A 13,326-nucleotide genomic window follows, 5' to 3' on the forward strand; every position below is an offset into this window, starting at 1 on the left:
ATTTGGTTGGATGGCGTCTGCGTGACTCCCGGAATCGCCTACGACAGGGAATCCATGACCGAATCCCGGACTCTTCCGACGTCGTCGGGAGTGCCGACTTCCCCGCTGCGACTTCCATCTCTGACCGGTTTAAGGTGGTTTGCCGCATTTGTGGTATTTGGCTTTCATGTCCATACGGGCGACATGGTCGCCGATCCGGGAGCGCGCCGCGTGCTCGAGGTGCTCTTCGCTTCCGGCTCGGTGGGGGTGCCCTTCTTCTTCATCCTGTCGGGGATGGTCCTCACCTGGTCGTCCCGTCCCGGCGACCGCCCCGGCGCGTTCTTCCGCAGGCGGGTGGCCAGAGTCGCCCCCAACCACGTCGTCACGTGGCTCGTGGTGCTCGCCATGCTCGCGGCGGTCGGGCGGGCGGCGGCGCCCGGCCCCTCGGTCACCGGGCTGTTCCTCGTCCAGGCATGGATTCCCAACGAGGCGTACTACTTCGGCGGCAACACCCCCGCATGGTCGCTCTCCTGCGAGATGGCCTTCTACGCGGCCTTCCCCCTGCTGCTGAGGCTGGGGCGCCGCATCCCGTCGAACAGGCTCTGGCTGGTGGCTCTGGGCCTGCTCGGCGGAATCTGGCTGGTTCCGCTCGCGTCCCAGGCGTTGTCGCCCGGACTCGCCTACTGGTTCGTCTGGGTGTTCCCGGTCACCCGCGCCCTGGAGTTCGCGCTCGGCATGACGCTGGCCCTCCTGATCAGGGACGGCCGGTGGCGCGGGCCCGGCGTGCTCGTGTCCTCCGTGCTCGTCCTCGCGGCGTACGCGACGGTGCCCCTCGTCTGGGAGCGCTGGGGCTGGGTCGCCTGGATGGCGGGCCCCTTCGCGCTTCTGGTGGGCGCCGCGGCCACCTCGGATCTGCGCGGCACCAGGTCCGTCCTGAGGACGCCCGTCCTCGTCTGGCTGGGCGAGGTGTCGTTCGCCTTCTATCTCGTCCACCAGCCCGTCATCGGCCTGGTCGAACGCGTCTCCGGGCACGAGGCGCCGCCGGCAAGGGCGGCCGTCGCGATACTCGTCTCCCTCGCGCTGGCGATCGCGGTGGCCTGGGCCCTCTACCGGTTCGTCGAACGGCCCATGGCCCGGAGGCTGTCAGCCGCCGGGAAGCGCGCGGATGCGGCGTGACGGCATGACCAGCCACAGGACCGCGGCCCGGGCCGTGCTCCGGCCCGCCACGGCCCGCACGCCTTCGCCGAGGAGCACGGCCAGGTAGTACGCGAACCCCGCCAGCGGTCCCCGGCGGCGGCGGAACAGCCGCACCTTGTTGACCGTGAGCAGTGCGGCCAGCATCGGGTTGACCTTCGCGTCGCCCCCGATGTGCTCGACCACGGCCGCGGGTTCGTACCAGAGGGTCCAGCCGAGGTCGGCGGCGCGCAGCGCGAACTCCGTCTCCTCGCTGTAGAGCAGGAACGACTCGTCCCACGGGCCGATCTCGCGCAAGGCCGGCACGGAGATCAGCATGGCCGCGCCGGTCGCCCAAGCCGCGGGTCCCGGCTGGTCGTAGCGCTCAGGGTCGGTGATCACCTCGCCGAGCGAGCCGAGCCTCCCGGCGAGCGTGCCGCCGATCACCGCCTCCGCCCACGCGCCGCGCACGGTCGGCGCCCGGCGCAGTGAGGGGTGGACGTGTCCGTCCGGGCTCGTCAGCCGGGGCGCCGTGATCCCCGTCCGGGGCCGGCGCAGAGGTTCCGCGAGGCGCGCGAGGCTTCCCTCGCCGAGCCGGCAGTCGGGGTTGAGGACGAGGACCGCGTCGAGGCCGTCGAGGTCCAGCGACGCGATCCCGGCGTTGATCGCCGCGGCGTAGCCCGCGTTCCTGCCGAGTTGCACGACGGTGGCGCCGGCCTTGTCCGCCATGAGGACGGAGTCGTCCTTCGACGCGTTGTCCGCCACGACGACCTCGGCGAGATCGACTCCCCGCGCACCCGGCAGGAGAGAGCTCAGGCAGCCCTCCAGGACCCGCGCGCTGTTGTACGTCACGATCACGATCGCGATCCGGGGGGTGCCGGACATCAGCCGCTCCAAGGGGATGGAAACGTTCCGTCCATGCGCATGTTAGCGTCGTATACGAGTAACGCCGGTATCGTTCCACTCCGACGTGAAGTGGTTTCCCGAGAGTGCACGTGAACGTCATCCGGCACTCGGGATCAATCTCGGCCTGAGCCCCCCACGTAAGTGAAGATCGACTGGGAAGAGGGGCGCGGGTGACCACCCGTCACATGGATCGGGACATGAGTACCGCTATGCACGAGATTTCTCCTGCCTTCGATTCGCTCTCGCCGTCCGTCTCCGACAACCCCAAGGACCGTTCCAGCAGTGCGGCGCGACGCTTCGGCCGGCGGCGCAAGGGCGTATGAGACCGGTGGCGGTCGGCCTGGCCGGGTCGGGGGCGTGGGCCACCGACTTCCACGCCCCCATGCTCGCCGCCGGGCCTGAGACGCGTCTGGCGGGCGTCTGGGCCCGTCGGCCGGAGGCCGCGCGGACACTGGCCGAGCGGTTCTCCGTGCCCGCCTTCACCGACTACGCCGAGTTCCTGAAGGCGTGCGAGGCCGTGGCCTTCGCCCTCGCCCCCGGCGCCCAGCCGGCCCTCGCCGCGGAGGCCGCGAGGGCGGGCCGTGCCGTACTGCTGGACAAGCCGCTGGCCCGCACGCTTGCCGACGCCGAGGCGCTGGCCGGCACCATCGACGCCGCCGGCGTTCCCAGCCAGTTGTTGCTCACCCGGCGCTTCCGGCCGCAGGTGCGGGAGTTCCTGCGCCGCGCCGAACGTTTCCCCGTGTCCGGCGCGCAGGCCAGCCATCTGACGGGGGAACTGCTCGCCGGAGCCCGCCCGGCCGCCTGGCGCCGGCGCGATGGAGCGCTCCCGGATTTCGCCCCGCACGCGCTGGACCTGCTCGACGCGACGGCCGGCTGGATCAAGGACATCGGCGCGGTCGGCGACCTGCACGGCTACATGGCGCTGACGTGCCTGCACGAGGGCGGAGCCGTGAGCCAGTTGGCCCTGTCCGGCTCGATCCCCACCCCGCAGGGGCACAGGAAGACGCTGGACCTCTACGGCCCGAAGGGCAGCCTGACGCTGGACGTGCGCGAACTGGCCGAGGACTCGGCGCAGACGCGGTCCAACGTGCGATCGGAGTTCGCGGCCGCGGTCCGGAGTGGAAGATCCCACCCCATCGCCGTCCACCGGGGCCTCTACCTGCAGCGACTGATCGACCAGGTGCGCGCCCAGCTCATCGGGGCATGAGAAGGGGGCCGCCTCGTCGAGAAACGGCCCCCTGCCCGGTGACGGCTCAGCCGATGCGCCAGGTGTCTCCACCGTGGAGCAGCGCGTCCAGCGATCCCGTGCCGCCCGCGGAGGCGGCCTCCAACTGCTCGGCCATCAACTGGTCGTAGGACGGCCGGTCGACCGAGCGGAAGATCCCGATCGGCACGTGCTCGAAGGACGGGTCGTCCAGCCGCGACAGCGCGAAGGCGACCGAGGGGTCGGGCCTGTGCATGTCGTGGACGAGGATCTCGCTCTCGGCGACCTCCGAGCGGCGCACGACCTCCACACCGCCGTCCGGTGAGAGACGGACGGCCCGCTCGTTCTCGCCGGTGCCGAAGACGATCGGCCGGCCGTGCTCCAGCTTGACCGTGATCTCGTCACGCGTGCTCGGGTCCTTCAGTGCGTCGAAGGCGCCGTCGTTGAAGATGTTGCAGTTCTGGTAGATCTCGATCAGCGACGTGCCCCGGTGCGCGGCGGCCTCCCGCAGCACGCCCTGCAGGTGCTTGCGGTCGGAGTCGATGGTCCGGGCGACGAAGCCGGCCTCCGCGCCGAGCGCGAGCGAGATCGGGTTGAACGGGCGGTCCAGCGATCCCATCGGAGTCGACTTGGTGATCTTGCCGAGCTCCGACGTGGGGGAGTACTGGCCCTTGGTGAGGCCGTAGATCCTGTTGTTGAACAACAGGATGTTCAGGTTCACGTTGCGGCGCAGCGCGTGGATCAGGTGGTTTCCGCCGATCGACAGCCCGTCGCCGTCACCCGTGATCACCCACACGGACAGGTCGGGCCGCGAGGCGGCCAGCCCGGTCGCGATGGCCGGGGCGCGGCCGTGGATCGAGTGGAAGCCGTAGGTGTTCAGGTAGTACGGGAACCGCGACGAGCAGCCGATGCCTGAGACGAACACGATGTTCTCCCGGCGCAGGCCGAGCTCGGGCAGGAAGCTCTGGACGGCGGCCAGGATGGCGTAGTCGCCGCAGCCCGGGCACCAGCGGACCTCCTGGTCGGACTTGAAGTCCTTCAGGGTCTGCACGGCCTCCGTCTTCGGGACCAGGGCGAGCCCCTTGCCGTTGAGTGACTCGGTGCTACTCACTGTCGATCACGTCCTGAATCACGGCGGCCAGTTCCTCGGCCTTGAACGGAAGCCCTCGTACGCGGTTGTAGCTGATCACGTCGATCAGGAAGCGGGCCCGGAGCAGCAGCGCCAGCTGACCGAGGTTGATCTCGGGGAGCAGCACCTTGTCGTAGGACCGCAACACGTCGCCGGTGTTGGCGGGCAGCGGGTTGAGGTGGCGCAGGTGCACCTGGGCGACCTTGCCCCCGGTCTTGCGGACCCGTCGTACGGCCGCCGCGATGGGGCCGAAGGTGGAGCCCCAGCCGAGCACGAGGACCCGGGCGTCGCCGTCGGGGTCGTCCACGGTCAGGTCGGGGACGTCGATCCCCTCGATCTTGGCCTGACGCAGCCGGACCATCTTGTCGTGGTTGTCGGGATCGTAGGAGATGTTGCCCGTGCCGTCGGCCTTCTCGATGCCGCCGATGCGGTGTTCGAGGCCGGGCGTGCCGGGGACGGCCCAGGGGCGGGCGAGCGTCTCCGTGTCCCGCTTGAACGGCAGGTAGGAGCCGTCCTCCCCGTTGGGCTCGGTCGCGAACTCGACCGAGAGGTCCGGCAGGTCGGCGGTCTCGGGGACCCGCCACGGCTCGGAGCCGTTGGCCAGGTAGCCGTCCGACAGCAGGATGACCGGCGTGCGGTAGCGCAGCGCGATCCGCGCGGCCTCGATGGCGGCGTCGAAGCAGTCCGACGGCGTGGAGGCCGCGATGACCGGGACCGGCGACTCGCCGTTGCGGCCGTACAGCGCCATGAGCAGGTCGGTCTGCTCCGTCTTGGTCGGCATGCCGGTGGACGGCCCGGCCCGCTGCACGTCCACGACGATCAGCGGAAGCTCGGTCGTCACGGCGAGACCGACGGTCTCCGCCTTGAGCGTCACGCCGGGGCCCGAGGTGGTCGTCACGCCGAGGGCACCGCCGAACGCGGCTCCCAGCGCGGCGGCGACTCCCGCGATCTCGTCCTCGGCCTGGAACGTCCGGATCCCGAACCGCTTGTGCTTGGACAGCTCGTGCAGGATGTCCGAGGCCGGGGTGATCGGATAGGACCCGAGGAACAGAGGCAGCTTCGACTGGACGGAGGCCGCGATCAGGCCGTAGGCCAGCGCCTGATTGCCCGAGATGTTCCGGTAGACGCCCGATGCGAGCTTGGCCGGCCGGATCTCGTAGGAGACGGAGAACGACTCGGTGGTCTCGCCGTAGTTCCAGCCCGCGCGGAACGCAGCGACGTTCGCCTTGGCGATCTCGGGCTTCTTGGCGAACTTCGTCTCGAGGAACTTGACGGTCGCCTCGGTGGGGCGGTGGTACAGCCAGGACAGGAGACCGAGCGCGAACATGTTCTTGGCCCGCTCGGCGTCCTTCTTGGAGATCTCGAGCTCCTCGAGGGCCTTCAGGGTCAGCGAGGTCAGCGGCACCGAGTGGACCCGCCACTCGCTGAGGGACTCGTCCTCGAGCGGGCTCACCGCGTAGCCGACCTTCTGCAGGTTCCGCTTGGTGAACTCGTCGGTGTTCGCGATGATGTCGGCGCCACGAGGCAGGTCGCCCAGGTTCGCCTTCAGCGCGGCCGGGTTCATCGCGACCAGTACGTTGGGCGCGTCGCCTGGCGTGAGAATGTCATGATCGGCGAAGTGCAGTTGGAAACTGGACACTCCGGGGAGCGTTCCCGCGGGGGCGCGGATCTCCGCCGGGAAGTTGGGGAGCGTCGACAGGTCGTTGCCGAACTGCGCCGTCTCCGCCGTGAACCGGTCGCCGGTGAGCTGCATACCGTCGCCGGAGTCGCCGGCGAAGCGGATGATCACGCGATCGAGTTGCTGCACCTGCTTGGTCACAGCTGCTCAGTCCTCCTTGACGGCCCCGGGTATCTGCCCGAAACGCGTTCTTATATCCATGCTAGATCCATCGAGACCGCGTTGTGTTCGCGGTGCGAATAATTGACACATGCGGACTACCGGTCCTCGTCGCATGAACCAAGGAGGGGCGGGGTCCCACCGAGGGATCGATGGCTGCGGGAGGCTAGGGAGTAGTCACTGAGGTGAACGTTCCGAATGACACAGTCCCCCGGCGAGCCGACACAGGTCCACGTGTAGGCGGGCGAAGAGGAAGGTAAGGCTCACGATGCCCAACTATACGTGCACCCCCGGCAGGGCGCGGGCACCCGGGCCTCGGCGCGGGTGTCACGGCGAGCGCGCTCGCCGCACGGTAGAAGGGCCTCGTCGACGCCCCGGCCTGACGTCGGATCCCCGTGGGCGGCCGTGCGCGGACCGGGGACGGCGCGGGCGGTGGCGTCCGTCACATGGCCGCATCCGACTTGACTCGGGTGTGACGGACCGACAGGGTGTGCGGGTCAGGTCTCCGCATGCCGGTCCGGCTCCGCGGCGCAGGCGACCGGCCCGACCCTCTCCCAGTCACGCTAGCGAATGCCGCTCCGCCGTCGCGCATTTTATGATGAATGCCGCGATAATGGCGATTTACTTTTCTTAAGCGGTAATGTACTGCAGTGGTTTTGTGACATATCTTGTGTGGCGCTTCGCGGGGTCAATATCTATTCTGGGTTAGGTGGTTGATCAGACTAGTTGGCCCGGTTTCGCGCGATCCGAACAGCTGCAGCGTCGGCTGCACGACCTGGTGCCCGGTGGGGCGCACACGTACGCCCGCGGCTCTGATCAGTACCCAGAGAACATGGCCCCCGTGCTGGTGCGCGGCGAGGGAGCCCGGGTCTGGGACGCCGACGGCAACTGCTTCGTCGAATACAACATGGGGCTGCGCTCCGTCACCCTCGGCCACGCCTATCCGCCGGTCCTCGACGCGGTGCGCGCCGTCCTGGCCGACGGGCTCAGCTTCACCCGCCCGACCGAGCTGGAGCTCCTGGCGGCGGAGGAGTTCCTGGCCCAGGTGCCGGGCGCGGACATGGTGAAGTTCGGCAAGGGCGGCTCGGACGCCACCTCGGCCGCCATCCGGCTGGCGAGGGCGGTGACCGGCCGTGATCTCGTCGCCATGTGTGAGCAGCCCTTCTTCTCGGTTCACGACTGGTTCATCGGCGGCCTGGAGATGAACGCCGGGATCCCCGAGGCGGTACGAGAGCTCAGCGTCCGCTTCCGCTACAACGACCTCGACTCGCTGCGGGAGCTGTTCGAGCGGAACGAGGGCCGGATCGCCTGCGTGATCATGGAGGCGGCCACGGCCGCGGTCGAACCGGATCCGGGCTTCCTGGAGGGCGTCCGCGAGCTGTGCGACCGGCAGGGAGCGGTACTCATCTTCGACGAGATGATCACCGGGTTGCGCTGGGCGGCCGGCGGGGCCCAGGCGGTGTACGGGGTCCGGCCGGACCTGTCGTGCTGGGGCAAGGCGATCGGCAACGGCTTCCCGATCTCCGCCCTGGCCGGGCGCAGGGAGATCATGGAGCTCGGCGGTCTGCGCACCGATGAGCCGAGGGTCTTCCTGATGTCCACCACGCACGGTCCGGAGAGCGTGTCGCTGGCGGCGCTGCGCGCGGTCCTGCGGGCCTACGCAGAAGGCGACCCGATCGGGACCATGGAGCAGCGCGGCCGGGAGCTCGCCGACGGGGTCAACGCGGCAGCGAAGGACCTCGGCGTCCACGCCCACGTGGCGGCCATCGGGAGACCGTCCTGCCTGCTGTTCACCACCAAGGACGGATCGGGCGCGCCGTCCCAGCCCTTCCGCACGCTCTTCATGCAGGAGTTGCTGAGGCGAGGCGTGCTCGCTCAGAACTTCGTCGTGTCGGCGGCGCACACCCCCGAGGACGTCGAGCAGACCGTTTCCGCGGCGCGTGAGGCGATGCTGATCTATCGCAAGGCGCTGGAGGCCGGCGGCGTGGAGGGATTGCTCCACGGGCGCCCGGTCGCACCCGCTCTCCGGCGATACGCGGAGCCGCGACGACTTCATTGACGCGACGCCTTCACTAATCGGAGCACCGGACTACCATGGCAATCATGGACGGATATTTCGGCTCATATGTCGTCGTTGTCGTCCTTTTACTCATAGGTGTGGGGATTTTCGCGGGCGGCCTGTTCGCCAACCGGATGTTGCGGCCCGACCGCCCCACGCCCGACAAGCTCACGACCTATGAGTGCGGCGTCGACCCCGTCGGCGAGGGCTGGGCGCAGTCGCAGGTCCGCTACTACGTCTTCACGTATCTCTATGTGGTCTTCGCCGTGGACGCGGTCTTCCTCTTCCCGTGGGCGACCGTCTTCGCGGCGCCGGGCTTCGGGATGACCACGCTCGTCGAGATGTTCGTCTTCCTCGCCTTCATCGCCCTCGGCATCCTCTATGCCTGGCGCAAGCGGGTGCTCGCCTGGACGTGACCGGCAGGGAGAGGAGAATGGCCCCATGGCGGTGAGCGATCTTCCGATGCCCACGGTTGGGCCGGCGTCCAGGCTGGCGCCCAAGCCGATGAAGTTCGTCCTGAACTGGGGCAGGCGCTACTCGCTCTGGGTCTTCAACTTCGGGCTGGCGTGCTGCGCGATCGAGTTCATCGCGACGTCGATGAGCAGGCATGACTTCATCCGGTTCGGGGTGATCCCGTTCGCGAACGGGCCGCGGCAGGCCGATCTGATGATCGTCAGCGGCACGGTGACCGACAAGATGGCCCCCGCGGTGAAGCGGCTGTACGAGCAGATGCCCGACCCGAAGTACGTCATCTCGTTCGGGGCCTGCTCCAACTCCGGCGGCCCCTACTGGGACTCCTACTGCGTGACCAAGGGGGTCGACCAGATCATCCCCGTCGACGTCTACGTCCCCGGCTGCCCGCCGCGGCCCGAGGCGCTGCTCCACGGCATCATGAAGCTTCAGGAGAAGATCGCAGGCGAGACGCTCAGCGACCGTTACCTGCCGGGCGGCGGCGCATGAGCATCGGCGCCGCGATCGAGGCGCGGTACGGCTCGCGCGTCCGGATCTCCGACTCGTTCGGTGAGGTCGTGGCCGACGTGGAGCCGGACGACTGGCTCGACGCGCTGGACTTCGCCCGGTCGGAGGGCTTCGAGTTCTTCGACTGGCTCACCGGGGTCGACGAGCCGCCGGACGAGTTCGCGATCGTCGCCCACGTCGTCGACACCGTCGCCGTCGCGCACCTGCTGATCAGGACCCGGGTGCCGCGCGCCGACCCCAGGCTGCCCAGTGCGACGGGTGTGTTCCGCGGAGCCGACTGGCACGAGCGCGAGACCTTCGAGATGTTCGGTGTGATCTTCGAGGGGCACCCGGCCCTGCGGCCGTTGCTGCTGCCCGAGGGTTTCGAGGGCCACCCCCTGCGCAAGGACTTCGTGCTGGCCGCCCGGGTGGCCAAGGCGTGGCCCGGCGCCAAGGAGCCGGGCGAGTCCGACCACGGGTCGCCGAGCCGCCGCAAGGTTCTTCCTCCCGGCGTCCCCGCCGACTGGGCCAGATCCCCGGGAGCGCCGGCCGTACCGGAGGGAGAGGAGGGCGATGGCTGAGGTGCTCGACGTCGCGGTCCGGCTGATCGTGATCGTGGTGGCCTTCCTCCTGCTGCCCCTGATCGTCGGGCAGATGGAGCACAAGGCCATGGCGCACATGCAGTCGCGCCTGGGACCGATGTACGCGGGCGGGTTCCACGGGTGGGCGCAGCTCATCGCCGACGGCGTCAAGTTCGCCCAGAAGGAGGACGTGATCCCGGCGGCCGCCGACCGTCGCGTCTTCGCCATCGCCCCGGCCGTCGCGCTCGTGCCATACCTCGTGGTGCTGGTCGTGATCCCCGTCGGGCCCGGCCTGGTGGGGGCGGACGTCGACGCGGGCCTGTTCTTCGTGCTCGCCGTGATGGGCGTCGGTGTGCTCGGCGCGATCATGGCCGGCTGGGCGTCGGCCAACAAGTACAGCGTGCTCGGCGGCATGCGGGCGGCGGCCCAGCTCATGTCCTACGAGCTGCCGCTGGTCCTGGCCGCCTCGAGCGTGGCGATGGCCGCGGGCACCCTGTCGCTCGAGGGCATCGCCGAGCAGTGGCGGTGGTGGTGGCTCCCGTGGCAGGCGATCGGGGCCGTGGTCTTCTTCGTCGCGGGGCTCGCGGAGTTGCGCAGGCCGCCGTTCGACATGCCGATCGCCGACTCCGAGATCATCATGGGCACGATGACGGAGTACACGGGGATCCGGTTCGCGCTGTTCATGCTGGCGGAGTACGCCGGCATCGTGGTGCTCTCGGCGCTGACGGCCGTGTTGTTCCTCGGCGGCTGGCAGGGCCCGCTCCTGCCCGGCCCCGTGTGGACGCTCATCAAGGTCTTCGTCCTGGCGTTCGTGGTGATCTGGGTCCGTGTGAGCTTCCCCCGGCTCCGTGAGGACCAGCTCCAGAAGCTCGCCTGGATCGGCCTCGTGCCGCTCGCGCTGCTCCAACTCGCGCTCACGGGGGTCGTCAAGGTCCTCATGGCATGACAGGCGACCTGCGGCCCCTGGGCCCCGCGAACCCGGGAGATCGGCGCCTGCCCGCGACCGTCCTGTCGTGGGACGAGGACCGGCTGGTCGCGGCCGACGAGGCCTCCGGCAGGTCGGTACGGCTGCCGCCCGGCGCGCCCCGGACGCTGGCCTGCTACTCGTTCACCCGGGAACGGGGGGAGAACGAGAAGAAGAAGAAGGACCAGGACCTGATGGTCTTCGGGCTCGCCGTTCTCGACGCCGACAGGCTGGTCCTGCTCGATCTGCCCGGTCGGTGGGGGACGGACGCCGTGTCCGCCTTCGCCCCCGCGCACGGCCTGGAGTTTCAGGCATTGGGTCTCACCCCGGCCCGGGCGCGGACGTTCCTGTCGTGCCGCGCCCCCGGCTGGGGAGTCCTGCGGGGACTTCCCGAACCGGCGCCCGCATCGCGCGGGCGGCGCTTCGCCTGGTGGACCGCGGCGCTGTCCGGGCTCGTGGCCATGGTTTGCACGCTCTACTTCCTGCCGCCGCACATGTGGCGCTTCTTCCGCCTCGCGGTGACGAACTTCGCCGACGTGCTGGAACTCAAGTGGCTGGCCCTGGCGGCCAGCCCGCTCGGCGTGCTGATCGCACCGCTCTTCCGGCGGCTCGACCGGGTTCTGCTCCGCCGGAGGGTCTCGCGTGGCCGCGGCCTCGCCGCGGCGGACCGGCCCTCGGCGGCGCGACTGGGAGTGCGGGGGACGAAGCTCGCGATCAGCGGCATGGGGCCGGGGCCGCGGTCCAAGGGGGTCAAGAAGCACCCGCTGGACGGGCTCCGGATGCTGATCTATCGCTGTGAGGGGCTGAACGGCCTGTTCGTGCTCGACGGGACGGGGCGGCCGGTCTACCACTTCCCCGGCAGGTGGCACCCGGAGGACGTGAACCGCTTCGCCGCACGGCACGGCGTCACCTGCGAGATCCGCGAACTGCCCCGTAGCGAGTACGCCGCGCTCGCCACGGCCGCCCAGGACGCCTACCCCTGAGCACCTGGATCGCTCCATCCGGCCGGCGGGTTCGATCCTCCTGCACATTCTGTGGATAACTCAGCCCGATGGCTGTGGAAATTGTGGATAACCGATAGGGTCGCGCCACCGGATTCACCTGTCGGCGCTTGTGCGTCATGATGTTGAATATGGCGCGCATACCAGGAGAAGGGCTGGCCAAGGGGCTGGCGGTGACTCTCAGGCACATGCTGCGCAAATCCGATACGCAGCAGTACCCCGAGGTCAAGCCCGACCTGCCACCTCGCAGCCGGGGTGTGATCGCACTGGTCGAGGAGAACTGCACGGTCTGCATGCTGTGCGCTCGCGAGTGCCCCGACTGGTGCATCTACATCGACTCGCACAAGGAGACGCTCCCCGCTCCCGAGGGTGGCAGGCCCCGGGCACGGAACATGCTCGACCGGTTCGCCATCGACTTCTCCCTGTGCATGTACTGCGGCATCTGCATCGAGGTCTGCCCCTTCGACGCGCTGTTCTGGTCGCCCGAGTTCGAGTACTCGGAGCACGACATCCGCGATCTTCTCCACGAGAAGGACCGGCTGGGCGAGTGGGCGGCGACCGTGCCTCCGCCGCCGGCCCACGAGATCGGCGCCGAGCCGCCCAAGGAGATCGCCGCCGGCTCGCGCCCGGCACGGTCGGCCGAGACGGCGCGACGGCCCGCGGGCGACAGGCCCGTACGGCCGGCGGGCGACAGGCCCGCCCGGCCCGCGACCGCCGCACCGGACGATTCCGGAACCGGAGCCCGGCCGACGGGAACGCCGGCCGAGCAGACCACGCCGCCCGGCGGGAACGGACCGTCAGAGGAGAGCGCGCCCGCGGAGGGCAGGACACCGCCCGCTGAGAGCGCGCCGCGCCGGGAGCCGCCGAGGCCCATGCGGGACATCCGCTCCATCAGGCCGCCGGGCGCGCTGCCGAAGAAGCCGAGCACCCCGGACGCCCCCGAGAGCCCGGGCGACCCCGCGAAGGACGGGCCGGGGGAGGACGCGTGACATCCGAGACGCCGGGGTTCTGGCCGCCCAGCGGCCCGGAGGTGGTGTTCCTGCTGCTCGGCGTCGTCGCGCTCGGATCCGCGCTGCTGGTGGTCACGACGAGGCAACTCGTCCACGCGGCGCTGTGGCTCGTCCTCTGCTTCGGCGCGCTGGCCGGGTGTTACCTCGTGCTGACTGCGGAGTTCGTCGCCTGGGTCCAGGTGCTCATCTACGTGGGCGCTGTCGTCGTGCTGCTGCTGTTCGGGATCATGCTGACGCGGGCGCCCATCGGACGCTCGGCCGATCTCGACTCCGGCAACCGGTGGGCGGCGGTGCTCGTCGCCCTCGCCACGGCCGGGGTGCTCTTGAGCGTCGTCGTCGCGGGGTTCGGCGCGGCCTACGCCCCGCTTGATCCCGGCCAGGGGGCGGCCAAGCCGCTCGGGTCGAGCATCTTCAGGACCTGGGTGCTGCCGTTCGAGGCCCTGTCGGTGCTGCTGCTGGCCGCGCTGATCGGGGCCATCGTCATCTCCCGCACCGACATCAGGGGGCGGGAATGACTTCTGCCGCG

Annotated in this window: 14 protein-coding genes; 10 read left to right on the forward strand and 4 right to left on the reverse strand. The window is 69.8% G+C overall.

Features of this window, described 5'->3' with window-relative positions:
• Positions 1–54: 54 nt before the first annotated feature.
• Positions 55–1,155 (forward strand): acyltransferase family protein, encoded by a 1,101-nt coding sequence (locus tag Pka01_RS07795; RefSeq protein ID WP_239114829.1) that lies wholly within the window; start codon positions 55–57, stop codon positions 1,153–1,155.
• Here Pka01_RS07795 and Pka01_RS07800 read toward each other — a convergent pair.
• Complete coding sequence (locus Pka01_RS07800; RefSeq protein ID WP_239114813.1) at positions 1,123–2,037, reverse strand: glycosyltransferase family 2 protein; 915 nt, start codon at positions 2,035–2,037, stop codon at positions 1,123–1,125. The two genes, Pka01_RS07795 and Pka01_RS07800, sit on opposite strands and share 33 nt — an antisense overlap.
• A gap of 340 nt (positions 2,038–2,377) precedes the next feature.
• Between Pka01_RS07800 and Pka01_RS07805 the strand changes: the two genes are divergently transcribed.
• Positions 2,378–3,265, forward strand: a complete 888-nt coding sequence (locus tag Pka01_RS07805) for a Gfo/Idh/MocA family protein (RefSeq protein ID WP_203881918.1) — start codon at positions 2,378–2,380, stop codon at positions 3,263–3,265.
• A 46-nt stretch (positions 3,266–3,311) separates the two neighbouring features.
• Here the strand turns inward: Pka01_RS07805 and Pka01_RS07810 are convergent, their stop codons facing one another.
• From Pka01_RS07810 to Pka01_RS41545, 3 genes are all read right to left on the reverse strand, one after another.
• Positions 3,312–4,373, reverse strand: coding sequence for a 2-oxoacid:ferredoxin oxidoreductase subunit beta (locus Pka01_RS07810; protein WP_203881919.1), 1,062 nt, complete (start codon positions 4,371–4,373; stop codon positions 3,312–3,314).
• Positions 4,366–6,210, reverse strand: a complete 1,845-nt coding sequence (locus tag Pka01_RS07815) for a 2-oxoacid:acceptor oxidoreductase subunit alpha (RefSeq protein ID WP_203881920.1) — start codon at positions 6,208–6,210, stop codon at positions 4,366–4,368. Before Pka01_RS07815 ends, Pka01_RS07810 begins: the two co-directional genes overlap by 8 nt.
• Positions 6,211–6,405: 195 nt before the next feature.
• Complete coding sequence (locus Pka01_RS41545) at positions 6,406–6,495, reverse strand: putative leader peptide (RefSeq protein WP_373318111.1); 90 nt, start codon at positions 6,493–6,495, stop codon at positions 6,406–6,408.
• Between the two features lie 442 nt (positions 6,496–6,937).
• On the opposite strand from Pka01_RS41545, the gene Pka01_RS07820 reads away from it, so the two are divergent.
• The 8 genes from Pka01_RS07820 to Pka01_RS07855 all read left to right on the forward strand — a co-directional run bounded on the left by Pka01_RS07820 (position 6,938) and on the right by Pka01_RS07855 (position 13,315).
• Positions 6,938–8,287, forward strand: a complete 1,350-nt coding sequence (locus tag Pka01_RS07820; RefSeq protein ID WP_203881921.1) for a glutamate-1-semialdehyde 2,1-aminomutase — start codon at positions 6,938–6,940, stop codon at positions 8,285–8,287.
• Between the two features lie 44 nt (positions 8,288–8,331).
• On the forward strand, positions 8,332–8,703 hold the full coding sequence (locus Pka01_RS07825; protein ID WP_203881922.1) for an NADH-quinone oxidoreductase subunit A: 372 nt from the start codon (positions 8,332–8,334) through the stop codon (positions 8,701–8,703).
• Positions 8,704–8,728: 25 nt separating this feature from the next.
• Entirely contained in the window at positions 8,729–9,247 is a 519-nt protein-coding gene (locus tag Pka01_RS07830) for an NADH-quinone oxidoreductase subunit B (RefSeq protein WP_203881923.1), read from the forward strand.
• A complete protein-coding gene (locus tag Pka01_RS07835; RefSeq protein ID WP_203881924.1) occupies positions 9,244–9,825 on the forward strand; it encodes an NADH-quinone oxidoreductase subunit C in 582 nt (193 codons plus the stop codon). Before Pka01_RS07830 ends, Pka01_RS07835 begins: the two co-directional genes overlap by 4 nt.
• A complete protein-coding gene (nuoH, locus tag Pka01_RS07840; RefSeq protein WP_203881925.1) occupies positions 9,818–10,771 on the forward strand; it encodes an NADH-quinone oxidoreductase subunit NuoH in 954 nt (317 codons plus the stop codon). Before Pka01_RS07835 ends, nuoH begins: the two co-directional genes overlap by 8 nt.
• On the forward strand, positions 10,768–11,772 hold the full coding sequence (locus Pka01_RS07845; RefSeq protein WP_203881926.1) for a hypothetical protein: 1,005 nt from the start codon (positions 10,768–10,770) through the stop codon (positions 11,770–11,772). Before nuoH ends, Pka01_RS07845 begins: the two co-directional genes overlap by 4 nt.
• A gap of 149 nt (positions 11,773–11,921) precedes the next feature.
• Positions 11,922–12,779, forward strand: a complete 858-nt coding sequence (locus Pka01_RS40670) for a NuoI/complex I 23 kDa subunit family protein (RefSeq protein ID WP_239114814.1) — start codon at positions 11,922–11,924, stop codon at positions 12,777–12,779.
• A complete protein-coding gene (locus tag Pka01_RS07855; protein WP_203881927.1) occupies positions 12,776–13,315 on the forward strand; it encodes an NADH-quinone oxidoreductase subunit J family protein in 540 nt (179 codons plus the stop codon). The genes Pka01_RS40670 and Pka01_RS07855 overlap by 4 nt, the downstream gene beginning before the upstream one ends.
• Positions 13,316–13,326 lie beyond the last annotated feature (11 nt).

Source organism: Planotetraspora kaengkrachanensis, from assembly GCF_016862895.1.
In the GTDB taxonomy this organism is placed as follows: domain Bacteria; phylum Actinomycetota; class Actinomycetes; order Streptosporangiales; family Streptosporangiaceae; genus Planotetraspora; species Planotetraspora kaengkrachanensis.